This is a genomic window from Arthrobacter sp. 10L430 (assembly GCF_056395245.1).
The window spans coordinates 31,379-55,779 of sequence record NZ_JBFTJD010000005.1; the positions used below are offsets into that span (position 1 = coordinate 31,379).

The following is a 24,401-nucleotide window of genomic DNA, read 5'->3' on the forward strand; positions in this document are numbered from 1 at the left end:
TCCTGCGACACCAGAACAAGCAGCAAGGAGTTCCATCCCTCATGACCGACGCAACCACCAGCGGCAAGGCCAGTCCCGGCCCGTCACGAGTGACGCTGTACCGCAACGGCTCCGTCTACACGGCGGCCGATCCGTTCGCCACCGCCATGCTCGTGGACGGTGACACTGTCGCGTGGGTGGGTTCGGAACAGGCAGCTACGTCGATTGCTGACAGTTCGATGGACGTCATTGACCTCCGCGGCGCGCTTTTGGCACCCGGATTCGTCGATTCCCATGCGCATCTGACGGAAACCGGCATTGCCCTCGATTCGCTGCAGCTGGGCGGTGTCCGTTCCGCACGGGAGCTCCTCGACGCTGTTGCGGGGGCAGCCACGGCCGGCCCCGTCCTGGGTCACGGCTGGGATGAGTCGCTGTGGGAAGATCCTGCCCTCCCCGACCCGGACGAGCTGGAACGGGCCGCTGCGGGCCGGCCGGTCTTCCTGTCCCGCGTCGATGCGCATTCGGCGCTTGTCTCGCCGGCCCTGGCAGCCACGGCACGGCTCGACGAACTCGACGGCTTCGCCACCAGCGGGCATGTCAAGCGGCAGGCACACGCCGCGGCCCGGCAAGCGGCCCGGAGTCTTCCCGCTGCGGCCCTTCGGGGATATCAGCGGCGTGCATTGAAAGAAGCTGCCGCGAACGGCTATGTCGCACTGGTGGAGATGGGCGCCCCGCACATCGGAAGCGTGCTGGACCTGCAGCTTGCAGCCGGGTGGAATATTGCCGCTGAATCCGACACGGCAATGCCGGAGGTTCTGCCGTATTGGGGGCAGCTGGTCTCATCGAAGGCGGAAGCCGAGGCGCTGCTGGCTGAGCTTGGGGTTCCGGTCCGCGGGCTGGCAGGCGACCTGAACATCGATGGGTCAATCGGCTCTCGCACCGCCTCCCTCCGGGAGCCGTATGCGGATGCACCGGGGGAAAGAGGAACGACGTACCTCTCCACGGATGAGGCGGCTGCCCACCTGGCGGCCTGTTCCGTTCTGGGGATCCAGGGCGGGTTCCATGTGATCGGCGACGCCGGCCTCGATGCCGCCCTGGACGCGCTGGAGCAGGCCGCCGCGGAGGTAGGAGAACAGCGAATCCGCGCGGCGGGACACCGATTTGAACACGTCGAAATGGCTGACGCGGAGGCAATCGCGAGGCTCGGCAAGTACGCGGTCACAGTGAGCGTCCAGCCCGCCTTCGACGCTGCCTGGGGCGGTCCCGGCAAGCTCTATGAGCAGCGCCTTGGTGCCAGAAGCCGGCATATGAACCCGTTCGCGTCCTTCTACTCGGCCGGCGTCCCTGTCTGCTTCGGCAGCGACAGCCCCGTCACCCCGCTGCGGCCCTGGGCCACGGTGAGAGCTTGCCTGGAGCACAATAACCCTGCCGAGCGGATCTCGGCCCGGGCAGCTTTCCTTGGCCACACACGCGCCGGCTGGCGGGCAGCCAGGCACGCCAATCCGATGGCAGGACAGTTAGTGCCAGGCGCACCTGCCACTTTTGCGGTCTGGGATGTCGAGGAGCTCATGGTCCAGGTCGCCGACGGCAGGGTCCAGTCCTGGAGCACCGATCCGCGTGCCCGCACACCCTTGCTTCCGGCCCTGGACACCGGTTCCGATCCGCGCTGCCTCCAGACCGTTCGGGACGGACTGGAACTGCACTCCTCGGCGGGCTTCCGCGGCTAAGGGCTGCAGCGGCGGACGGCACCGCAACAAAGCGCCACGGAGCCGTGAATTTGCGGTGGATTGCCCGCGGTGAATCCGACCCTGACCAGCGGCTATACATTAAGGGGCAGGTCAGGTGCCGGTTGACAGGGCATCGGCAGTCCGTAGCATTGAGGGTCAACGGACGGATGCATTTGGAGCGGTGTCTGTCTGGCCACCAGCGAGACAAATCGGACGCGCAAGCCACCCGGCGACACGCGGCGGTGGCACCCCGTGGGCGGGTCCATAACGCATCAGAAAACAGTTCCCTTACCGGCAACCGCGTAAACCGGAACTGGCCCGAGGCGTGTGTGGACCTGCCCGTGGCATGTCCGGCACAGGGCGGGCATGGCTGGGCGCACTCAGAACAGTCGCAGCGGAGTCCCGGCTGAGGACAAGGTGTGCAGGGAGCGGCGGAAAGACGGTCTGCGGATCGCCCGTATAATGGAGAGTTGCGCTTTGCGAGTCGGCGGCCCCGCCACACTCCACGCGTGCTGACCGCTCCCATCCAGGAAAGGCCTCCCCCGTGCGTGTCCTCACCATCATTCCCACCTACAACGAGCTGGAGTCGCTCCCCATCACGCTGGGACGCCTGCGTGCGGCGGTGCCGGCAGCCGACGTCCTCGTTGTGGACGACAACAGCCCGGACGGCACCGGACAGCTGGCGGACGGTATCGCTGCCGAAGACAACCAGGTCCATGTCCTGCACCGCAAGGGCAAGGAAGGGCTGGGCGCAGCCTACATTGCGGGGTTCAAGTGGGGTCTCGAAGCCGGCTATGACGTCCTAGTCGAAATGGACGCCGACGGATCGCACCAGCCGGAGCAGCTGCCCCTGCTGCTGGACGCTGTGGATCAGGGTGCCGACCTCGCCATGGGCTCACGCTGGGTACGCGGAGGAAGCGTCGTTAACTGGCCGCTGTACCGGCAGGCGATATCCCGCATCGGCAGTACCTATTCCCGGATCATGCTGGGAGTCAAGATCAGGGACGTGACGGGCGGCTACCGTGCCTTCCGACGCACCACCCTGGAGAAGCTGAACCTGGACCAGATCGAGTCTGTGGGCTACGGCTTCCAGGTGGACCTGGCGTGGCGCGTCGCCAAAATGGGCCTGAAAATCGTCGAGTGCCCCATCACGTTCGTGGAGCGTGAACTGGGCGCCTCGAAGATGAGCGGAAACATCGTGGTCGAAGCCATGATCAATGTGACGAAGTGGGGCCTGACGGCCCGCTGGAACAAACTGACGGGAAGGCGGCCGGCGTCCAGCCGGGCATAGCCGCTCCGCCCGGCTGGACCGGCTCAACTTTCGCCGGCTACACAAAAGGCCGGATCCGCTGCATGTGCGCAGCGGATCCGGCCTTTTGGCGCTTCACTGGGGGCTAGGCTGAGCGCCTTTCGCCCCGCCGTTCGCGCAGAATGGTGAGGCGGTCTTCGAGGATCTGCTCAAGTTCGGGAAGCGACCGGCGTTCCAGCAGCATGTCCCAGTGTGTGCGGACAGCCTTTTCATTGCTGGTGTCCGGGCGTTCGCCATCAACGAGCAGCGCTTCTTTGCCGGTCTTGGAAACCCAGACAGGGGGGATCTCGGCTTCGGAGGAGAAGGTTACAAAGACCTGCTCGCCGTCCTCGCACCGGTACTCAACCCGCTGACGCGGAGCCGGCTCCACGCCGGATTCGGTCTCCATGCTTTGGGCGCCAAGACGCATGCCCCGCAGGCTGCGATCGCTCATGATTTCTCCCTCTGGTCGGTTCGCGGAGCGGGCTCCGCGCTAGCCGGAGGTTTCAAAGCTGCCTCCGGACTACGTTGTGCTCTACGTAGCATCACTAATTGGAACGCTCTGCCAAGCAATGTTGTTCCGAGCGGAGTGAACCGACCGGACAAATATCTCATTATACGGATTTGCTGCCTCTCCAGCAACGCGGAGGCGGCTCCAAGGGCCTGCTCCCTCCACGCCATGGAAGAGGGAGGCCCGCCCGGCGGCGTGCCTCCCTCGTATTCCGCAATCTAGGATGCAGGCTGTTTGTCGGCGTCGTCACCCGCGCCGAACAGGTCGCCGGAGCGCGGGTCGGGATTGGTGCCGCCCAGCGCGTTGCCGATTCCCTTGAGGGCTTCGCCCACCTCGCTGGGGATGATCCACAGCTTGTTGGAAGAACCTTCGGCGAGTTTGGGAAGCGTCTGCAGGTACTGGTAGGCGAGGAGCTTTTGGTCCGGATTGCCCTTGTGGATGGCATCAAACACCTTTTGGATCGCCTGGGCTTCACCGTCGGCGCGGAGGATGGCCGCCTTGGCGTCACCCTCTGCCTTGAGGATGGCCGCCTGCCGCTGGCCTTCCGCCGTCAGTATGGCCGACTGCTTGGTGCCCTCGGCCGTCAGGATCGCGGCACGGCGGTCACGTTCGGCCCGCATCTGCTTCTCCATCGAATCCTGGATGGAGTGGGGCGGATCGATCGCCTTCAGCTCCACTCGGGAAACCCGGATGCCCCAGCGGCCCGTGGCCTCGTCCAGCACACCGCGTAGCTGGCCGTTGATCTGGTCGCGGGACGTCAGCGCCTCTTCGAGGTTCAGGCCGCCCACCACGTTGCGGAGCGTCGTGGTGGTCAGCTGCTCCACAGCCTGGATGTAGTTCGCGATTTCGTACGTTGCAGCGCGGGGGTCCGTCACCTGGAAGTAGACCACGGTGTCGATGGACACCACCAGGTTGTCCTCCGTGATCACGGGCTGGGGCGGGAACGAAACCACCTGCTCGCGAAGATCCAGCAGCGGCAGCAACCGGTCAACGAACGGGATCAGGATGGTCAGGCCAGGGTTCAGGGTCCGCTGGTACTTTCCCAGGCGTTCAACAACACCGGCCCGGGCCTGTGGCACGATCCGCACTGAACGAACCAGCACGATGACGACAAAGACGATCAGGACCAGCATCACGATCGTGACGGCGAATCCTCCTGGACTATCCATACTTCTCCTTCATTCCCCAATTTTTCAGTGAAGCTGTACGTTGACGGCTCAGCCGCCATATCTGCTGCCGCCTGCTCGGAGACAGCAGAAATCTTGATGTCCGGCGGTTACTGGATGGCGGTTTCCGACTGTGGTGCCACGACCGCCGTCGCGCCTTCAATGGCGGCAACGATCACGCGCTGGCCTTCCGCCAGCACACCGGAGTCGGAGCGTGCACTCCAAATATCGCCGCCGATCTTGACCAGGCCCCCGGTGGAGGACACGGCCTCCATGACAAGCGCCGTCTCGCCGATCAGGCGGTCAATGTTCGTGCGCTGTTCAGCGGGTCCTTTGTGAAGGTGCTTGAGCGTGACCGGCCGGACGAAGGCGATCATCAGCAGGGACACTACGCAGAAGACTACGATTTGAAGCCACAGGTCAGCCCCGGTGAAATCGGCCACAAGCGCGGCCAGGGCGCCTCCGCCGAGCATGATGAAAAACAAATCAAGGGTCAGCATCTCCACGGCTGCGAACGCGAGAAATACCGTGAGCCAGAGTGCCCACCAGTTTTCGCCTAGCCATTCGAACATTCGGTTCCCCCTTGATCCCGGGGGCTGCGGGGCAGACCCTCAGTAACTTTCTTCCATCCTAGATCGAACCGGCAACGCCGGGCAGGTGACCGGCGAGCCCGCGGCCAGAACGTGGCCAAGCCGTTATTTAGCGGCCACCCCCGCGGGGAGAAAGACACTGATCCGGAACTTACAGCTGACACCGGTCAGAGCTGGGAAGCGGGCCAGCCGGGCCGCCAATTCGCCGCGGTCGGTGTGGTGGCCGGCAGGGCCCATGAGGGCCAGGTTGGCAACGTCAGCCGGGGAGAGCTCAAGATTTAGGTCGAGGTCCTCCGCGGACAGCAGTTCAAAATGGGCCGCGAGAGCGTCGGCCAGCCGTTCATCCTTTCCAGGCTCTATCCCGAGCATTCCCGTCTGGCTGGCGATTTCGCCGAGGTGCCCCCGCCGGGGCGTCACCACAACCAGCCGGCCGGAGGGCTTGAGTACGCGGGAGAATTCAGCGGCGTTGCGCGGCGCAAACACCACCACCACGACGTCGACGGCGGCGTCCGCCACCGGAAACGGCTGCCACACGTCGCTCACCAGGTTTACGGCCTCGGGGTTGAGCCGTGCCGCGCGCCGGAGCGCGAACTTTGAGATGTCCAGTCCGACGGCGGCAACAGGCACCGCTGTGCCCACGCGGTCGAGTACCGCCCGCAGGTAGTGGCCGGTTCCGGTGCCGGAATCAAGGACTGCTGGTTCCGGGCCGCGCAGGGCAGGTACGGCCGCGGCAGCCACCGCATCTGCAAGCGGCCGATAGTGTCCGGCGTCGAGAAAGGCGGTGCGGGCGGCCACCATGTCAGCAGTGTCCGCCTCGAATGCAGTTCCCTTGCCGACCAGCAGGTTGAAGTAGCCCTGCCTGGCGGCGTCGAAGCTGTGGCCCGCTTGGCAGGTGAGGGCACGGGCGCGGGAGGCGGCGCCTCCATCCGCCCCGGCCGGGACGGGAGCGAGGCCGGCGCGGCAGACAGGACACAGCAGGGCAGGCAGGCGGGATGGCATGGGGACAATCCTAGGGCTGTTGACCGGGTGCGCCAGAAGGTAAAGCCGTGGGGAAAGGGAACCGTGAGGTGTTTCACACGCCTCGGCCGAGACGCTAGGCTCACGTGGATGAAGCCTGAACACCTGCCGCTGCTCATGTCCGTCTCCGCCCCTGCCGCCCACCCCGACGGCTCACGCGCCATTGTGTCGGTCACCCGCCCCGACTTCGATGCCGACGCCTACGTGGGCCAACTGTGGAGCGTCCCCCAGGATCCCGAAAAACCGGCGCGCCGAATAACACGCGGCTTCCGGGACACCGCTCCGGCCTTTTCCCCTGACGGCCGGGTCCTCGCCTTCCTGCGGGCCACCCCCGGCGGCAAGCCGCAGCTGCACGTGGTGGAAGCCGCCGGGGGAGAGCCCCAGCTCCTGACGGACAGGCCCCTCGGGGTCTCCTCCTACGCCTGGTCACCGGACTCGCAGCGCATAGTCTTTGGCTCAAGGGAGCCTGACGACGGCCGCTATGGCACCATCGAGGGCGTCAGCGCAGGCGGTGAAGATGCCCGCCTCATCACCGGCTTCAAGTACAGGATGAACGGCGTTGGCTACACGGGCGACAAGCCGTTGCAGCTCTTCATTCTGGATGTTCCGGAACTTGGCGGGGAGCCCGAAATCAGGCCCGCAGGCCGCGCGCTCAGGGACGGTGCGCGCACCGCTGGGGACCGGCCCGGGCAGTCCGCCGGCAACGCAGGAGCGGCCATCGGCCTTCCGGACGCGAGGCAACTCACGACGGCGGCAACGGACCACACCGGTGAATCCTTCAGCAGCGACGGATCATCGGTCTACTTTGTGGCCGAACTGCACGAGGCGAGCGATCAGGACCTGGTCAGCGGCATCTACCGCCTTCCCTCCGGCGGCGGTGATCCGGTGCCGGTCAAGGCCCCAAACGTTGGGCCCCAGACCGTTCTTGACGTCCGCGAGTCGCAGGACGGGAAGTGGCTGTTTTTCACCGCCCAGGACCTTGGCGGCTCCAGCCGGGACTTCGTCGCAAAGAACACCGTTCTCCACGTCATGCCCGCGGCGGGCGGAGATGCCCGGGCGCTCAGTGACGCCGAAAACATGGACGTTGCCGCCCCTGGTGCCCGGATCGAGCTCCGCGGCAGCGACGCCGCCCTGGCCCTGAACACCGCCCAAGGCACGGTGGAACTGCTTGAGTTCAGCGCCACGGGCAGCCATGCCTTGCTGGTCCACGGCGACAGGGTGGTCACCGGAGCCGGCGCCGCCGGCGCGTCACTGTTCATCAGCTTCACGGACTCCGCCACGGAAGGCGACGTCGCCTTCCTCGGCAACGGCCAGCTGCGGCTACTGACGGATTTCTCGGCCGCCCTGCGGACGGAGGCCGGCATCATCGAGCCCCGGGAGCTGGTCGTCCCGTCGCCGGATGGGTACGAAGTCCACGGCTGGGTGCTGATGCCGCCGGGCAAGGGCCCGCACCCGGTGCTGCTCAACATCCACGGCGGTCCGTTCGCCCAATACACCGTGGCTCTCTTTGACGAAGCGCAGGTCTACGCGGAGGCCGGCTACGCGGTGGTGATGTGCAACCCGCGCGGTTCGGCAGGCTACGGGCAGGCGCACGGAAGGGCCATCAAGGAGCGGATGGGCACTGTGGACATGCAGGACGTTCTCGCCTTCCTGGAGGGTACCCTGGACAAATTCTCCGCGCTGGACGCCAAGGCCCTCGGGATCATGGGAGGTTCCTACGGCGGATATCTCACCGCATGGACCATCAGCCAGGACCACCGCTTCAAGGCCGCGATCGTGGAGCGGGGTTTCCTGGATCCGGTCAGCTTCGCCGGCTCATCCGATATCGGCTGGTTCTTCGGCGGCGAATACACCGGGGAATCACCCGAGCAGGTGGCGGCCCAAAGCCCCATGGCCACGATCGCCGGCGTCCGGACGCCCACCCTGGTCATCCACAGCGAGGACGATCTCCGCTGCCCGGTGGAACAGGGCCAGCGGTATTTCACTGCGTTGAAGCAGCAAGGCGTGGAATCGGCGTTCCTGGTATTCCCCGGCGAAGACCATGAACTGTCCCGGTCCGGCACGCCTCATCACCGCCGTCAGCGCTTTGAGCACATCCTGGCGTGGTGGGCACGGTACCTGCCGACGGAGTCCAACCGTGGTGCGGAAGGCCAAGAGGCGCGGAACGAGGAGGCCGCGGACTAGCGGGTGGAGGACTAGCGGCCGTCTGGGTGGCCCGCACTTGGGAGCCCGGGTATTGAGGAGTCCTGCAGAAATCCAAGCTCCTGGCGGGACTTCCCAATGCCAGGCTCGGCCCAGCGCGCCGCGTACTCACTGTTGGTACTGAGCGAGCGGAGCTCGGCCCTGTCGATATACAGCGTTCCGTGGAGGTGGTCAGTCTCGTGCTGGACGATCCTCGCCTGCCAGCCGCTGAAGTCCCGGCTCATCGGATCTCCTGCCGGCGTCAGGTAGTCCAGCCGGACACTTTCCGGCCGCTCCACCACGGCCTGCAGCCCGGAAAGGGACAGGCAGCCTTCGAAAAAGGCAGCAGTCCGGTCTCCCAGCGGCTGGTAGGCCGGGTTGAGGACGGCGAAGAACTCAAGCGGTATCCGGCCCCTTGCTGCCGCCATGTCGTCATCGACCTCAAACCGGTCTTCGAGGACGGCCAGCTGAAGCGGAATCCCGAGCTGGGGCGCCGCCAGGCCCACACCGGGTGCCGCGTGCATTACCTTCCTCATCACCTCAACCAGCTGATCGAGTTCGGCCGCGCTTAACTGCCCCTCGAACGGAGCGCAGCGTTGCCTCAGGACAGGATGGCCTGCCTGGACTATGGGCGGCAGCGTTTCCAGCGCGAGCAGTTCCTGCACGGTCTCCCGGATGCGGTCAGGGGTGTAGGAGGTTGGCGGAGATGCTTGGTTCATGGGGAAAGCCTAATGGGGCGCGCAGGCCGCCGTGACGAAGTCGTAGATCTTGCCCCTCAAGGCGGTCCCGGCGGCGACTTTCACGAGGCCTGTGCGGGCACCCACGGCAACGCGGAGCGGAACGAGCGTGCCCACCTTGTCCTCGGCAACCGCGTGCGGATCGCAGCGGGCGGGACGGATTCCCAGGTCCAGGTTGAGGGCCGGGCCGCCGGCTTTCACCATGAGGTCCCGGGGCCAGGGTCTGGCGGGATCCTCGGCCAACAGCGTTGTGGTCTCTATGCGCTCGATGACCAGGCTCGTGGCGGCCCCGCCGCGGCCGGGGGCCGGTGCGCCATCCGCTGGAGAACCGGGAGCCGGCCCGCTGGCGGTTGCGGAGGGCTTCGGAACGCCGGGCCGGATGAACAGATGAAGCGCGGCACGCTCGCCGTCGGCGGACACAGTGAGTTCCGGTCCGAGGACGATCCCGGCGACGGCACGTACATCACTGGCCAGGCACTGCTCCGAATTGTTGCGGGCCAGCACGCCGAAGGGGTCCGTGGCAGGAAGGTTCCGCTGTGCGGGGCCTGGCGCAGAGCCGGGCACCAGCGTGACGGTCACGACCGGCGGAGGGATGTCGGCGCCAGGGCTTTTGCCGCCATCCGGAGCCGGGCCGGGGCTGCAGCTGGCAGGCGTCAACTTCGCAGGCAGGCTCTTGCCCTGGCCGGGCGGGAGGTCGACTCCGTCCGGGGAGCCGTGCCAGTCGATCCCTGCTGCGAACAACGGGCTGGCGACGCCCGCTGACTGCACCGTCACAGTGTCCTTGCCGTTGTTGGTCAACTGGATCTCGATGATTTGGTTCCCGTAGTTGTCACGGAACTGGTTCACCATCGCGGTGAGCGGCGCGGCGGAGGAGGAACCCGCGCCCGGGCTCGGCTGCCCGTCGGGCTGAACAGGTTGCGGGGTGCACGCGCCGGCACCGAGCAGCGCAGCAATGGCGAGAACACAGCCGCCTGCGGCACTTACCGAGTGGGAAGTCCGGGACATGGGAGCCTTGGGGGCGCTCCCCGCCAGCCGGAATTTGTGTTGCACGGTCATGGGCCTGTCATTGCATGGTGAACCGTCTGGCCACCAGGGCGTTCAGCGCCGGCGCCGCTCCTATCCGCGCGATCGCGGCGTTCCGCATCCGCAGCAGACCGTCCGGGAGCGGCCTGCCCAGCGCCATGTTCACCTCGGCCTGGCGTTTCGCGCCCGCGGCTGCCCGGCGCCTCGACGCGTCGAACGGGCGAAGGTCCGCCCCGGATGGCCGGCCGTGCAAAGCGGCCAGGATGACCGGCATCAGGGATTCCGCGTCCAGCCAGCCAAGGTTCATGCCCTGGCCGCCGATGGGGCTGATCTCGTGGGCGGCATCTCCGATGAGGGCGGTCCTCCCGGCCACCATGCGGGCCGCCAGGCGGGAGCGGACGCCGAAGCTGCTGAGCATGCTGTTGCTGCCGGCGTCCACGGCAATGCCGGTTCTGTCGCCCACGAGGCCGGCCAGCAGATGAGGGTCGGGACGGTCCGGCGGCCGGGAAAGCCTGACAACCCAGCGGCGGACTCCGCCCGGCAGCGGAAAGGATTCGACGATCCCGCCGGCCTCGAGAAACAGGGCAGCGTCCTCTCCATACGGGCTCGAGTCAGGGAAGTCGCCCATCAGATAGTGGTCCGGGTATCGCCGCTCCGCGGCGGGCACGCCCAGCAGCCGCCGCACTGTGGAATTTGCGCCGTCCGCCCCCACCGCCAGCGAGGCGGAGAACCTCTGCCGGGTGCCGGCGACCGTGACGTCTGCAGTGACCCTGCCGCCGTCGTCGTGCATGTCCGTCACCTGCGCTCCGCGAACCAGGGCACCGCCGTCCAGTTCCAGGAGCCGGGCCTCGAGGACGGCCTCAGTGACCGGCTGCGGGACGGCCAGGACGAACGGGTAGCGCTCCGACACCGGCGCGAACGGCATGTGCGCGATTTCCTGGCCCAGCCATACGGCGCGTCCACGGCGGATGGGGATCCCCCGGGCGACCAGCGGAGAGGCTGCGCCGATGCGGTCCAGGGCGGCCAGTGCCGGGGGATGGATGCCGATGGCCCGTGTATGCGGGTTCCGCCCGGTCCGCTTTTCAAGGATGCGGACGGCCACTCCATGCTGCAGCAGCAGCGCGCCGAGATAGAGGCCCACCGGGCCGCCGCCAACGATCAGGACATCAGTCACGGCTGGCATCCCGCAAGTAGGTGAGCAGGCAGTGGAAAGGGGAGTGGGGCTCCGCTGACCACCCAAAAGGCACGACGGCGGCAAGTTCCGCCACGGTGTAGCTGCGCCTGATGGAGGTCAGGCCGTCGCGGCGGATGTACGAGCCGGCCAGTGGCAGCGCGCCCGCCGCAAACAGGGCGTAGGCCAGGGCGCTGCGCCGGAGATCGTTGTGGAACACGATGCGCCGGGACAGCACCGCGGAATCGCTGAGCAGGTTCTGCAGTTCGGCAGGGGTGAGGTGGTGCAGCACGTGGTTGGAAATGACGATGTCGTAGGCCCTGCCCTCCGCGACGAGCTCGGCACTCGTGGCCTGGCGGAACTGAACCCCCCGCACGGGTTCCCGGCTCGCTGCAAACCGGTAGGCGCGGGCGTCGGGATCTATGCCCGTGATGTTGAGCTGAATCCCGTCCCTGGCCGCCCACTTGGCGAGCATCAGCGCCAGGTCCCCGCCGCCGCAACCGATGTCCAGCAGGGTGGCCGGTGCGGCGGGCGTGAGGAGCGGCCGGAGCCTGCTGCGGTACAGGGGGTGCCAGCCCGAGACGGCGCGGTTGACGAGTGCAAACTGGCTGTATGTGCGGTTAAGGCGTTCCGGATCGCAGTCCGGCCGGTCCATGTCCTCGATGGCCTCGGCGTCGCGCGCGCCCAGTAGTCCCATGGCGCGGTCAGGCCAGGGAGGATTCGGCCTCGTCCGCCAGCCGAGGGTCTTGGAGCGGTTGGTTTATCTTCGTGAAAAGTCCGGTTTCGACCGTCAGCCCGGGTCCGAAGGCCATGGAGCAGATGCGTTCGTCGCCTTCCTGCGGCGGAAGATCGAGGATGTGCCTGAGGACGAAGAGCACTGTGGCGCTGCTCATGTTGCCGAAGTTCCGGAGGGTCTCACGTGCCGGGACCAGTTGCTTGTCGGTGAGGTCCAGCCGGGACTGCACCTTGTCCAGAATGCTGCGACCACCCGGATGGATGGCCCAGTGGGTGATGTCCCGGTAGGGGAGTCCGGTGAGCGAACTGTCGCGGGCCAGCAGCGGTTCCAGGGCGCCCACAATGTGGTCGTCGATGATGTGCGGAACGTAGTTGCCGAGGACCATTTCAAAGCCCTCATCACCGATGTTCCAGGCCATTGAGTCTTCACCTACCGGCGTGAGGACAGTTTCGAAGTGGTCCAGCTGCAGCAGCGGCGTTGATTCGGGTACTTCGCGCGCTGTGACGACGGCGGCTGCCGCGCCGTCCGCAAAGAGAGCTGAGCCCATGATGGCGTCCGGATCGTTGGAGGTACGGACGTGGAGCGAGCAGAGTTCGGCGCAGACGACGAGGACGACCGCCTCCGGGTCCGCCTCGCAGAAGGACTTCGCAGCACGGAGCGCCGGGAACGCGGCATAGCAGCCCATAAACCCGAGGTGGTAGCGCTGCACTGCAGGATTGAGACCGAGCGCACGGACGATCTTGTAGTCCGGGCCCGGGTTGAAGAACCCCGTGCACGAAACGGTGATGAGATGAGTTATGTCAACTGGATCGATCCCGGCGCAGCTGGAGACGGCAGCAGAGGCGGCCTCGATGAAGATTTTCGTGGCTTCCCTCGCGAACAGGTCGTTGCGGGCCTTCGTGCTGGGGCTCCGGAGCAGTCCCGTGGCGGGATCGAAAAACTGCGGGTTCTCCGCCCGCGAATCCATGGTCAGTTCCTGGACTGCCGTGTAGCGGGTATCGATGGCGGCTGAGTCGAAGCAGGTGGAAACCAGCCGTGAGCCGAGCCGTGTGAGGCCGGGCTGGGCAGCAAACACGTCGCGTGCTTCCGTCTGGATGAGCAATGTGGGCGGAACAGCTGTTTCGAGTGCTCTCACGTAGACCGTCATTCGTTCATTCTTAGTGAGAGCACGCCTTAAGACAATGGATGGGCCGGCTGGCCGTCGTGCGTCATGGATCAGATGTCCAGACCGGTCAGGAATCGAGAAGCGACGGTCACGTGCCGCGGCTAGACTGAGCCAGATAATCCCGATGCGCGACTTCAGGAGTGACCATGACCGGCTCTTCCACCCAGGGAATCAAGACAGTGCTGCATCCCGTTTCCGACCTGGCGGCTGCCAAAGCGGTGTACTCCGCCCTGCTCGGCGTACCGCCGCAGACCGATGAGTCCTACTACGTCGGGAACGTCCTGGGGCTGCTTCAGGACCGATAAGTGCCGGGCCCCGGAGGGGTGACGCGCCCACGATGGTGAACCGGGCGTACCGCTCGAGGCTGGTTAGATGGAGCCAGTGGACGCCGACGGAGACCGCGAACGCGGCCCGCTAACAGATGGAGACACGATGATCACGGCCACCCAGACGGACACGCAGTCGCCAGCGCAGCCGATTGCCGACACCCACGACCTGATCCGCGTGCAGGGCGCACGCGAGAACAACCTCAAGGACGTCAGCATCGAGATCCCCAAGCGCCGGCTGACGGTGTTTACCGGTGTCTCCGGCTCAGGCAAGAGTTCGCTGGTGTTCAGCACCATCGCCGCGGAGTCGCAGCGGATGATCAATGAGACCTACAGCGCGTTCGTGCAGGGCTTCATGCCGAACCTGGCCCGGCCCGACGTCGATCTGCTCGAAGGCCTGACGACGGCGATCATCGTGGACCAGGAGCGGATGGGTGCGAACCCGCGCTCCACGGTGGGCACCGCCACCGACGCCAATGCGATGCTGCGTATTCTCTTCAGCCGGCTCGGGCAGCCGCACGTCGGGCCGCCCACGGCGTTTTCCTTCAACGTCCCGACGCGCAAAGCGAGCGGGGTGATGAGCACCGAGAAAGCCGGTGGCCGGGTCGAGAAGAGTGTGGTGCAGGGTGCCGTGTATCTGGGCGGCATGTGTTCACGCTGCGAGGGCATGGGCTCGGTCTCTGACTTTGACCTCACGGCGCTGTACGACGACAGCAAATCGCTCGCCGGGGGTGCCCTCACGATCCCCGGCTACAGCATGGACGGCTGGTACGGCCGCATCTTCAGCGGTGCCGGCTTCAACATGGACAAGCCCATCGCGAAGTTCACCAAAAAGGAAATGCACGACCTGCTCTACAAGGAGCCGACCAAGATCAAGGTCGAGGGCATCAACCTGACGTACGAGGGGCTGATCCCCAAGATCCAGAAGTCGATGCTCTCCAAGGACGTCGAAGCAATGCAGCCCCACGTCCGGGCCTTCGTGGAGCGCGCCATCACGTTTCAGACCTGCCCCGAGTGCGACGGCACGCGGCTCAGCCCGGAGGCCAGGTCCTCGAAGATCCAGGGCAAGAACATCGCCGAGCTGTGTGAGATGCAGATCAGCGACCTGGCCGCGTGGGTCCGCGGGCTCAACGAGCCTTCGGTCGCGCCGCTCCTCAAAGGCTTGCAGCACCTGCTCGACTCGTTCGCGGAAATCGGGCTGGGTTACCTCTCGCTGGACCGGCCGGCGGGCACGCTGTCCGGGGGAGAGGCCCAGCGCACCAAGATGATCCGACATCTGGGCTCGTCCCTCACGGACATCACCTACGTCTTTGACGAACCGACGATCGGCCTGCACCCGCATGACATCGAGCGGATGAACCAGCTGCTGCTGCAGCTGCGCGACAAGGGCAACACCGTGCTCGTCGTTGAACACAAGCCCGAGACCATCGCCATCGCCGACCACGTGGTCGACCTCGGCCCCGGGGCGGGCACGGCAGGTGGCAGCGTGTGCTTCGAGGGCACCGTCGAGGGCCTGCGCGGGAGCGACACCATCACCGGTCGCCACCTCGACGATCGGGCAAGGCTCAAGGAGTCGGTGCGGACGTTGTCCGGCGCGCTTGAGGTCCGCGGGGCGTCGGCACACAACCTCCGGGGCGTCGACGTCGATATCCCGCTGGGCATGCTCTGTGTGCTCACGGGCGTCGCCGGCTCCGGCAAGAGCTCGCTGATCCAAGGCTCGGTCGCCGGCCGCGACGGGGTCGTGGTGATCGACCAGGGCGCGATCAAGGGTTCGCGTCGGAGCAACCCGGCGACGTACACGGGGCTGCTCGAACCAATCCGCAAGGCGTTCGCCAAGGCCAACGGCGTGAAACCCGCACTGTTCAGCTCCAACTCTGAAGGCGCCTGTCCCACATGCAACGGGGCGGGAGTTATCTTCACCGAGCTGGGCGTCATGGCCACCGTCGAATCCACCTGCGAGGACTGCGAGGGCAAGCGGTTCCAGGCGCCGGTGCTGGAGTACACGCTGGGCGGCCGCAACATCGCCGAGGTGCTGGCCATGTCAATGACCGAGGCGGAGGTGTTCTTCGGCGACGGGGAGGCACGTACTCCGGCCGCCCACAAGATCCTCGACCGGCTCGTGGACGTCGGGCTCGGGTACCTCACCCTTGGCCAGCCGCTCACGACGCTTTCCGGCGGCGAGCGGCAGCGGGTCAAGCTGGCAACCCAGATGGCAGAAAAGGGCGACATCTACGTGCTCGACGAACCGACCACCGGCCTCCACCTCGCCGACGTCGAGAACCTGCTCGGCCTGCTCGATCGCCTCGTCGACTCCGGCAAGTCGGTCATCGTCATCGAGCACCACCAGGCGGTCATGGCGCACGCCGACTGGATCATTGACCTCGGTCCGGGAGCCGGCCACGACGGCGGCCGGATCGTCTTTGAGGGCACACCGGCCGACCTCGTCGCCGCCCGTTCCACCCTGACGGGCGAGCACCTCGCGGCCTACGTCGGCGCGTGAGATACGGGAGATCCACCCGACCCTGATTGGTTCAGGGTTGGGTCTGGGCCCCGAGGTACTGGCGAAGCCCGGGAATGGCGAAGCCGACGTTGCCGTGGCCGGCTGATTCGATCAGACGGCTGCAATGAGCCGGTTGCGGCACTTGGACACCACGTTGAGCTTGGACTCGATGACGCCATATCAGGTTCGAAGTGGTTTCTTTTGTGCGGCGCTTGCAGGTTTGACGTTTAATCCGCGCTCAACTTCGGCTTTGGCGTTCGATCCGCGCTCAACTTCGGTACAGCCGACGTCGGCAGGTTGGTCACCGACTGAAGTTGGAGTCGCGCCATCAACGCGTACACGACGCGTGCAACGACGCGACTTGATACTGCGCCGATCAGCCCCTTCCGGCTGATTATAGAACTGGCATGCACGGTTATTCGTGAGACGGGAGTTCCCTCCTCCGTCCCCAGGATCCGTTCTCCTGGTGGAATCGTCAGAAGACGACGGCTCGCGCCGGCGTCATTGTTTCTTCCGCATGCCGTAGGCGGGCTGGCCGTGGGCGCCAAGAGAGCTGCTTCAGCGAAGCATTTCGGCTGCACGCGTGACCCGCTTCCAGGCCACTGCTACGCTCGCCAGAGAGTATTCCATGCATCGGATTGAGCTTGATGGACGCGAACGATATGAATGACCCGGCACCCGACAAAACGATGTCGAGCACGGAAGCCGCAGCTTACCTGAGCGGTTTAGTCGGGTACGGTGTCAGTGCTGAGGTGCTGGAGAGCCTGAATGCACTTGGTCGTGGCCCTGTCACTGAGGAAGAGGGCCAGAGTTTGGTATATCGCCGGTCAGCGCTCGATGCGTTTCTCCGGGAAAACGGCGCGGATCCGATGGCTTGGATGGCTGGCGCGTGGCGGACCGTCGCGGACCAAGTCGAAGCCGTGACCGCAGACCATCCTGAGCTGCGGTCCGAGACATTCTTAGAACAATTAAGAAATCTGGAAAGCGACGACGGATGGGATGCCGACAAAGCCAGATAAGCGGCACAACCTCGAGTTCACTTTTGATGCCGTGCGGCAACGCAGGCTCATCCTCCAATCAACCCTCGGGCTAGGGTCGACAAGATGGCGGAGGCAGGCGGCCGTAGGGCAGCAGCATTAACTGGCATGCACGGTTTTTCGTGAGCCGGAGTAACTCACCCGCCCTGCTGGGCGGCGATATAGCGCATGTATGTGGAAGCTGCGTTGGTGGCGTGCCGTTCAATAGTTTTGGGGGAGTAGCCCAGGGCTTCGGCAATAATGGCGACGGGCGCGAGTTTGGTGAGCTCGTGGAGGGTTCCGAGCCGGGCGGCGCGAGTGCTGAAGATCCGGGTCAAGCGTTGCGTTAGGTATCCGGGGTGGATGTGGTTTCCAGGGGAGTGTCCTGTGAAGACCCACTTGCTGTTGGGATGCGCGGCCGTGAGGCCATGTCTGGGGTTCTCGGCCAATTCCCGCCAAGGCTCATCCAACGGGGCCGGCATCGCAATGTTTATTGATCCGAGCTGGATGGTGACGAGTTCTTCGGTAATCGCCACGTCTTCCCAGGTCAGGCGGGCAATGCGTTCTGCCTGTTGCCCGAAAACAAGGACCAGTATCGCGGCGGCCTGATCTCGTGCCTCGATTTCGCCGCCGGAGTGGAGCACGCGGCCGAGTGCTTCGTCCTGCCCTGTCTTGTCGAGCTTGGCGCTCGTTCCTCGACGATGCGGGATGATAGTCAGTCCTGCGGGTGCGGTTTTGGTCTTGATTGCCCATTTCAGGAAGTGTTCAGCAATCCGCCTGGTTGTGGCTCCTTCTGCCTGCCAGAGGTCGAGATGAGCCTGGGTCAGCTCGGCGAGGCTGGTGCCGTGGCCGGTGAGCCAGTTGAGCAGGTCGATGGCGACGGTCACCTGCTGCTTGGCGCGCAGGAAGGTGCCGCGGGTGACTTCGCCCATCTGGTTCATCCGTCGTTGGTGGTGCCAGCGGATGTAGCGGCGGATCACGTCAAGGTGCTGAGGGTCCTTCACGCGTTCGATGGCTTCTGCCGCCCAGCTGTCGTAGCGCATCCGCAGCTCGTCGCGTTGGGGGAGCACCCCGTGTTCTATGAGGAGTCCGCGGACGTATTCGCGGGTGCGTGTGTTGGGTAATCCGTCGAAGGTTTCGTGGCTGATGTTTGGCGCGACGGCGAGGTTCCGGAGGAAGGCTGTGACGTGCTTTTGTTGGATCCAGGTCAGGCCGCTGTTGGCCCGTTTCATCGACTTCAGCGCAGCTGCCAGCGGGATCAGCTCCTTGGCCATTGAACCAGTGGCCTGGTTGGTAAGCAGGTCATCTACGACATCGCCGAGGACGCAGGTCCAGCAGCGTCCACCGCTGTAGAGTTCATCCTCTTCTCCGCAGCCCACGCAGTCGACGTTGAGCCGAACGCCCGAACACCGGCGGCATGCCGGCTGCTCATCGATAATTCCTGGCAGGACGCCTTCGTGGCCGCAGGCGCAGGTGCCGCGGGTGCGTTTGGCTTGCTGGTAGCAGTAGCCGCAGACTCCGCCGTCGGGCCATCGTGCGACGGTTTGGTGGTGTTGGCCGCAGCGGTTGCAGGGGACCGGCCAGCGGATGGGGTCCTCTGCTTTACGTGGCCTACTCACCGTCCTCGGGTGTGACGAGGCGGATACGCTTGGCGATCGGGTTACCTGGTTGGATTCCGAGGTCTTCGCTGCGCTGCGGTGCGTTGGCTGTCGCCGCGGCGCGCATCTCAACGAATGGTTCGAACAGGTCGTTTGGGGTGCAGTCCAGGATGTCGCAGAGCGCCGCGAACGTCCTGGCCGGGATGCGTTCGGGCGTGGCCGTGACCAGCCGGTAGACCTGGCTCTCGGAGAGATTGATTCCGCGGGATCTCAGAAGGGGCATCAACTCCGTGGTCTTCCAGAGGTTGCGCTTGGCCATGAGGGCACGCAAGTTCCAGCGGTAGCCGATCCGGCGCTGTTCAGGCATCTGAGTCCTCCAAGGTCGTGATGCGGCGTGCAATCATCTGCTGCACGGTTTTCTGCTTGAAGTCCGACGATACCGATGTGTAGAGGCCGGTGGTCGAGGCGTACGAGTGGCCAACCTGTGTCTGCACGAACGCCGGGTCGTAGCCGGCTTCGATCAGGTGGGTCACATAGGAATGCCTGAGGCAGTGCAGTCCCAGTTCCTTGGGTAATCCAACGGCGTCACGTGCAGCTGCGAAGGCATCCCCGAACGAACCAAGCGACATCCGGGCGCCCCGCTCACTTGGCCACATCGCCGATGACCGGTCCGCTGTTGCGAAGTTCGCCCGCATCCCTCCGGATGTCCACGTCCTCAGCTGATCGACGACCCAGTCGAACTCCGGCACCGTCAGAACAGTGCGCCGCCGGGGCCCGGAACCTGCCGTGCCTTTGGCAAACCGCACCTGGATGGCACCGAAGCGGCCATATTCACTCACGTGGGGATTGGGGCCGAAATCCTCCAGATCCAGCATCGTCATCTCACGCCGGCGAAGCCCATAGGCATAACAGACTTTGAACGCCACCGAATCGCGGAACAGTGGCAGCCAGCGCTTGGTGCCGGCCGCGTACTCACGGTCAACGAGATCGTCGATGTGATCGAAAATCCGCTGCAGTTCCACCTTGGTGAACGCCCGCCTCGCTGCCGGGACGGCGTCATCGGTCGTGTGCCTGGGCGTGTTCCATTCAAAGCAGATCTGGCTCGGAATATCGCCAAAAGTCCGTTCGCAGAACTCACCCCATCCATAGCCAGGATGCGTCAGATAGGAGCAGAACATCGCCACGGCATTGCTATAGGAGCGCAGCGTCTTCAGGCTGATCGGCTTCTCACCGGAACGCAGTCCGGCCAGGAAATCATCGACGTCTGCCGGACGCCATTGCCACGGAAACTCACCGGTGAATCCCTGGAACCGTTCCAGCAGCTGGCAGCGCTGCTTGATGGTCTGCGTCGTGAGCCCGCGGGCCAGCATCTGTGCCCGCCAGCCATCCAGCATGGCCGTGAAAACCCGCTCATCGGCTCGAAAAAGCCCAACATCCGGATCCACCAGCATCCGCGGGACGAAACCCGGAACGGCACCACTCACTGCAACCCCTAAACCATGGAAACATGCATTAGATGCAGGAAACCTATAACTTTCGGCCGCAGTGGATCAAATCCAAATGACGCGCCAGAATCATGAAGGGCTGCGAAACTACGTCTGACCTGCGGAAACACCGGATTCTCCCAGGGGCGGGAGTTCTCGCATCCACTTCTACTCCCGTTGTTTAAACGCCGATAATCTACATTATGTCAAGCTGCGGCTCGGAAGGGGGCCCGTGGTGCGATGGTCTGCAACTGCCCGCCGGGGCGGGCCGGCGAAACAGCTAGACCCACATTGCCTACCCGTGCGATCCCCACTCCTGACGAGGCGCAGACTGAAACCGCACGGGAAACGCATCAATCTTGACTAAGGACGGTTGAAGAACTGAGGAAGGCTCCGGTGCAACTTCACTAGTGCAAAAGTACGGTTTACCTCCGCCAGGATGGAGATAGGCTTCGGGCATGTCAACTCTTGGGGGTAAATGTTGGATCCGCGGTATCGCGATGTTACTGGTTTTAGCCAGTTCTGGAGTGGCTTTATGTTCCTGTGAATACATGAACGAGGAGGCGGCTCCGGCTACCGCACACGCCGGCACCTCCCGGCCAGCACCCCCTCCCCCGCCAAAGGCCGACCCCGACCTCGCCGCCGTCCGGGCAAGTAACCAGGCGCAACTGGATTTCCGCCTGGGCCCTAGACCTGATGGTGTCGTTTTGGGCGGCTCAGGCGGACTGGGCGGCGACGGGTACCGCGCCTCGGTCATTGGCATACCCAAGGGAAGCTACAAGGTAACCGCTGCATGCCTCGGCGTACTCAAGGCATCGCTCACCATCTCGCAGCCCGATCGCCGAGGAGGAACGGGGCACGAGCTGGCCCTCGATTGCGGAAAGGCAAAAAGCGTGAATCTGGACCTTAACGTAGGGCCGGTATCGGCACATGCCTTTCGCATGACCACTGAACCGGGCAGCGCTGCTGTCGCCGGTTTCTGGATGGTCCCGGCCCCCTGACGTGAGTCAGACCGCGCTACCCGCCGCCCTCACGGTGAGTACCGATAGCGAAGATTACGCCAACCTGAAGTGCTCCGATTGCATAATCTGCAAGACAGGACCTGCTGCCCCTCGACGGCGCCGCATGAACAAGCACGGTAGCTGGACCATGGCGACCACTTCATGCGCCCCAGGGCCGGTATGTCCCCTTCCTGCGCTGTGATCTGCCATGCACTCAGGCGGCTGGTTATTACAGTGGTCGCTCACATGCTCCTTGACACCCCAACCCAACGCGGGATATGTTTTACCTCACATCCACTAACGCGCGTTAGTAACGCGCATAAGTGGATCCAGCTAGACTCTTATCCAAAGTTCAGCCCTAGTTACTAGACATCGGACGGTCAATGAAGACGAACTCACGGCAGGCCAAAGTGACGATGCAGGATGTCGCGGACCATGTCGGGGTCTCCCGGACGACGGTTTCCTTTGTCCTGAATGGTGGAACGGGAAACGGGATTCCACAAGAAACCCGTGACCGCGTCCACCGGGCCGTGACCGAACTGGGCTACCGCCCGAACGCGGGAGCACGAGCGTTGGCGTCCAAGCAGACCAGGCTGTACGGGCTTATTACGGAAATCGTGACCGCGCCTTTTGCCGCCAACATCGTCCGGGGCGCCCAGGAACAGGCCGCGCGGGAGGGTAAGACACTTCTCATCGCCAGCACTGACTGCAGCATTGACGCCGACCGGCAGGCCATCGAGACGATGCTCGAGCACCGTGTCGAGGGTCTGATCTATGCAACAAGCTGGCATAGGGGTGTGCGGTTGCCTGCTGTTGCGGACGAGGTGCCGACGGTCCTGGTTCACTGTTTTGACGAGGCGGCCAAACTCCATTCCGTCATTCCTGACGAGGCTCAGGGTGGCTACGCCGCCACGATGAGGCTCATCGGGGCCGGACACGACCGGATCGGGCTCATCAACCTTGATCCGGTCATTCCAGCAGCCATCGGCCGCCGGTCCGGTTACATCCGCGCCCTTGAACAGGCAGGTATAGGTCTAGATGAGAAGTTGATCATTAACGAGGACGGCGAGGCAGATCAGGGCTACCGCGCGGCGTCCTCCCTCCTTGACAGCGCTTTGCCGCCTACCGCGATCTTCTGCGCCACTGACCGTATGGCCATGGGCGCTTACGACGCCATCAAAGAACGAGGGCTTCGTATCGGGGACGATATCTCCGTGGTTGGCTTCGACAACCAGGAAATTATCGCCAACTACCTGCGACCGAGCCTGACGACCGTCGCACTGCCGTTCCGGCAAATGGGCGCAACCGGCGTCGCGCTGCTGGCAAAACTGGCAGCGAACCGCGATCTGGCCCCGCTCCAACACGTTATCGAATGCCCTCTGGTGGAGCGTACATCCGCGCGCCTGCCGGTCCCGGCGTCCTGACGTCCACCATCCGCTAACCCCATCTCCATTTCACTGACGAATCGAGTTCCCTCATGCCCAAAATCCATCCCAAAAGGTCGCTGTCGGTGGTTGCAGCCACACTGGCGATCGGCGCGCTGGCTCTGACCGGCTGCAGCGCCGGAAACACATCTGGAGGCGCAGCAAAAGGTGGAGGCTCCTCCAACGGGCTCCTGACAATCCCCCGGGAGGACACCGCAACGTTCACCAGCAACTTCAACCCGTTCTCCCCGAACGCGCTTCCGATGACGCAGCAGTCGGTCTTTGAGGCCCTGCTGATCGTCAACCCTGTCAAGGGCGAACCCGTACCCTGGCTCGGGGCATCGTGGAAAGCAGACAAAGACGGCAAGGGAGTGACATTCACCCTCCGCGACGGGGTTAAGTGGTCAGACGGACAGCCTCTGACCGCCGACGACGTTGTGTACACCTTTGAACTCCAGAAAAAGATCCAAGGCGGATTCGACTACCTGGCCAAGGTCTCCGCCGTCGACGCACACACCGTCCGCTTCGATTTCAACAAGCCCTACGCACCCGGACTTTACGAAGTCGGCCAGCAGGTCATCGCCCCGAAGCATGTCTGGTCCAAGATCGCGGACCCGGCAAAGGCCACCAACGACAACCCGGTGGGCACCGGCCCCTACACACAGGTCTCCCATTTCCAGACACAGTCATTCGAACTTGATAAGAACCCCAATTACTGGCAGCCGGAAAAGCAGCAGCTTACCGGGATCAGGATGCTGGCATTCGCCGGCAACTCCGGGGCCAACCTCGCCCTGCAGAACGGCGACGTGGACTGGAGCGACCAGTTCATCCCCAACGTCCAGAAAACCTTCATCGACAAGGATCCGGCACACCGCCACTTCTGGTACCCCACCACCGGGGGCACGATCAACTGGCAGCTGAACACCACCAAGGCTCCCTTTAACGATCCAGTCGTACGCAAAGCACTCAGCATGGCCGTGGACCGCGATCAGGTCGCCAGCCTGGGCATGTCAGGCTACACCCACCCCGCCGACTGCACCGGCCTCAGCGACGCCTACAACAGCTGGCGCGACCAGGGCATCGTCGAGCAGTGCGACTGGACGAAGCTGAACGCGGACAAAGCCAACCAGATGCTCGATGCCGCCGGCTACAAAAAGGGAACCGACGGTATCCGCACCCTCAAGGACGGCAAGCCGTTCCAGTTCAAGTTCTCTGTCGGCTCGGCATCTTCGGACTGGCTCTCCGTCGGTCAGATCATCTCCAAGAACATGGAAAAACTCGGTGTGAAGGTCGAGGTCAACTCCCCTGACTGGTCCCAGGTCGTCTCCGGGTACACTGACGGATCCTTCGACAGCGGCATCGTCTGGAGCAACTCCGCCGCGACGCCCTTCGAGTTCTACCGCGGCGTAATGTCACAGAAGGTTGTTGTGCCGGTCGGCAAAAAAGCCAACGAAAACTACCACCGGTTCGGCGACGCGGAAGCGACCGCAACGCTCGACAAGCTGGCGGCAACGGCAGACCCGGCAGCGCAGAAGACCCTCATTGACTCCTTGGAGGCACGCTTCAATGACGTGGCCCCGGTGATCCCGCTGTTTTCCGGTCCGGCGTGGGGCGCCTACACCGACCAGCGATTCACGGGCTGGCCCAGCAACGATAACCCGTATGCAACTCTTTCGGCCCGCTCGGCCACCACAGTGCTGGTTCTGACCTCACTCAAGCCGGCCCAGTAGGCATCACGTGGCTGTTCGGGGCCACCGGCCC

20 protein-coding genes are annotated in these 24,401 nt (G+C 64.6%); 8 read left to right on the top strand and 12 right to left on the bottom strand.

The annotated features are described in order from the left end of the window. Positions 1–41: 41 nt before the first annotated feature. Both AC1DDG_RS06610 and AC1DDG_RS06615 read left to right on the top strand, forming a co-directional pair. Positions 42–1,706, top strand: coding sequence for an amidohydrolase (locus tag AC1DDG_RS06610; protein ID WP_476875429.1), 1,665 nt, complete (start codon positions 42–44; stop codon positions 1,704–1,706). Between the two features lie 544 nt (positions 1,707–2,250). Next, positions 2,251–2,997, top strand: a complete 747-nt coding sequence (locus tag AC1DDG_RS06615; RefSeq protein WP_476875430.1) for a polyprenol monophosphomannose synthase — start codon at positions 2,251–2,253, stop codon at positions 2,995–2,997. A 103-nt stretch (positions 2,998–3,100) separates the two neighbouring features. Here the strand turns inward: AC1DDG_RS06615 and AC1DDG_RS06620 are convergent, their stop codons facing one another. From AC1DDG_RS06620 to AC1DDG_RS06635, 4 genes are all read right to left on the bottom strand, one after another. After that, a complete protein-coding gene (locus AC1DDG_RS06620; RefSeq protein ID WP_003802221.1) occupies positions 3,101–3,448 on the bottom strand; it encodes an RNA polymerase-binding protein RbpA in 348 nt (115 codons plus the stop codon). A 275-nt stretch (positions 3,449–3,723) separates the two neighbouring features. Continuing rightward, complete coding sequence (locus AC1DDG_RS06625; protein WP_230119395.1) at positions 3,724–4,674, bottom strand: SPFH domain-containing protein; 951 nt, start codon at positions 4,672–4,674, stop codon at positions 3,724–3,726. A 107-nt stretch (positions 4,675–4,781) separates the two neighbouring features. Continuing rightward, on the bottom strand, positions 4,782–5,243 hold the full coding sequence (locus tag AC1DDG_RS06630; protein WP_230119396.1) for an NfeD family protein: 462 nt from the start codon (positions 5,241–5,243) through the stop codon (positions 4,782–4,784). Positions 5,244–5,366: 123 nt separating this feature from the next. Beyond that, entirely contained in the window at positions 5,367–6,260 is an 894-nt protein-coding gene (locus AC1DDG_RS06635; RefSeq protein WP_476875431.1) for a methyltransferase domain-containing protein, read from the bottom strand. 108 nt (positions 6,261–6,368) lie between these two features. Here AC1DDG_RS06635 and AC1DDG_RS06640 point away from each other — a divergent pair, with 108 nt between their 5' ends. Further along, positions 6,369–8,462 carry a S9 family peptidase gene (locus AC1DDG_RS06640; RefSeq protein WP_476875432.1) on the top strand — a complete coding sequence of 698 codons (2,094 nt, stop codon included), beginning with the start codon at positions 6,369–6,371 and terminating at the stop codon, positions 8,460–8,462. An 11-nt stretch (positions 8,463–8,473) separates the two neighbouring features. On the opposite strand, the gene AC1DDG_RS06645 is transcribed toward AC1DDG_RS06640, so the two are convergent. Genes AC1DDG_RS06645 through AC1DDG_RS06665 form a run of 5 tightly spaced genes read right to left on the bottom strand, consistent with a single transcriptional unit; the run spans position 8,474 to position 13,273 of the window. Continuing rightward, the gene (locus AC1DDG_RS06645) at positions 8,474–9,178 is read right to left on the bottom strand and encodes a peptide deformylase (RefSeq protein ID WP_476875433.1); all 705 of its coding nucleotides are present in this window, start codon (positions 9,176–9,178) and stop codon (positions 8,474–8,476) included. A 9-nt stretch (positions 9,179–9,187) separates the two neighbouring features. Then, positions 9,188–10,252: a hypothetical protein gene (locus AC1DDG_RS06650; protein WP_476875434.1), complete on the bottom strand. Its 1,065-nt coding sequence runs from the start codon at positions 10,250–10,252 to the stop codon at positions 9,188–9,190. A gap of 7 nt (positions 10,253–10,259) precedes the next feature. Further along, entirely contained in the window at positions 10,260–11,393 is a 1,134-nt protein-coding gene (locus AC1DDG_RS06655) for an FAD-dependent oxidoreductase (RefSeq protein ID WP_476875435.1), read from the bottom strand. After that, complete coding sequence (locus AC1DDG_RS06660; protein WP_476875436.1) at positions 11,386–12,087, bottom strand: class I SAM-dependent methyltransferase; 702 nt, start codon at positions 12,085–12,087, stop codon at positions 11,386–11,388. Before AC1DDG_RS06660 ends, AC1DDG_RS06655 begins: the two co-directional genes overlap by 8 nt. A 7-nt stretch (positions 12,088–12,094) precedes the next feature. Next, complete coding sequence (locus AC1DDG_RS06665) at positions 12,095–13,273, bottom strand: type III polyketide synthase (RefSeq protein WP_476875437.1); 1,179 nt, start codon at positions 13,271–13,273, stop codon at positions 12,095–12,097. A gap of 164 nt (positions 13,274–13,437) precedes the next feature. Here AC1DDG_RS06665 and AC1DDG_RS06670 point away from each other — a divergent pair, with 164 nt between their 5' ends. The 3 genes from AC1DDG_RS06670 to AC1DDG_RS06680 all read left to right on the top strand — a co-directional run bounded on the left by AC1DDG_RS06670 (position 13,438) and on the right by AC1DDG_RS06680 (position 17,136). Beyond that, the gene (locus tag AC1DDG_RS06670; RefSeq protein WP_230119404.1) at positions 13,438–13,596 is read left to right on the top strand and encodes a hypothetical protein; all 159 of its coding nucleotides are present in this window, start codon (positions 13,438–13,440) and stop codon (positions 13,594–13,596) included. 127 nt (positions 13,597–13,723) lie between these two features. Further along, entirely contained in the window at positions 13,724–16,117 is a 2,394-nt protein-coding gene (locus AC1DDG_RS06675; RefSeq protein ID WP_476875668.1) for an ATP-binding cassette domain-containing protein, read from the top strand. 647 nt (positions 16,118–16,764) lie between these two features. Then, positions 16,765–17,136 carry a hypothetical protein gene (locus AC1DDG_RS06680; protein ID WP_476875438.1) on the top strand — a complete coding sequence of 124 codons (372 nt, stop codon included), beginning with the start codon at positions 16,765–16,767 and terminating at the stop codon, positions 17,134–17,136. Between the two features lie 155 nt (positions 17,137–17,291). Here AC1DDG_RS06680 and AC1DDG_RS06685 read toward each other — a convergent pair whose 3' ends face one another. The 3 genes from AC1DDG_RS06685 to AC1DDG_RS06695 are packed head-to-tail and all read right to left on the bottom strand — an operon-like array spanning position 17,292 to position 20,182. Continuing rightward, entirely contained in the window at positions 17,292–18,752 is a 1,461-nt protein-coding gene (locus AC1DDG_RS06685) for a Fis family transcriptional regulator (RefSeq protein WP_476875439.1), read from the bottom strand. Beyond that, positions 18,745–19,098 (bottom strand): helix-turn-helix domain-containing protein, encoded by a 354-nt coding sequence (locus tag AC1DDG_RS06690; RefSeq protein ID WP_069949793.1) that lies wholly within the window; start codon positions 19,096–19,098, stop codon positions 18,745–18,747. The genes AC1DDG_RS06685 and AC1DDG_RS06690 overlap by 8 nt, the downstream gene beginning before the upstream one ends. Further along, complete coding sequence (locus AC1DDG_RS06695) at positions 19,091–20,182, bottom strand: tyrosine-type recombinase/integrase (RefSeq protein ID WP_476875440.1); 1,092 nt, start codon at positions 20,180–20,182, stop codon at positions 19,091–19,093. The genes AC1DDG_RS06690 and AC1DDG_RS06695 overlap by 8 nt, the downstream gene beginning before the upstream one ends. A 1,417-nt stretch (positions 20,183–21,599) precedes the next feature. Here AC1DDG_RS06695 and AC1DDG_RS06700 point away from each other — a divergent pair. Both AC1DDG_RS06700 and AC1DDG_RS06705 read left to right on the top strand, forming a co-directional pair. Then, positions 21,600–22,640 carry a LacI family DNA-binding transcriptional regulator gene (locus AC1DDG_RS06700; RefSeq protein ID WP_230119406.1) on the top strand — a complete coding sequence of 347 codons (1,041 nt, stop codon included), beginning with the start codon at positions 21,600–21,602 and terminating at the stop codon, positions 22,638–22,640. Between the two features lie 53 nt (positions 22,641–22,693). Next, positions 22,694–24,370, top strand: coding sequence for an ABC transporter substrate-binding protein (locus AC1DDG_RS06705; RefSeq protein WP_476875441.1), 1,677 nt, complete (start codon positions 22,694–22,696; stop codon positions 24,368–24,370). Positions 24,371–24,401: the final 31 nt, after the last annotated feature.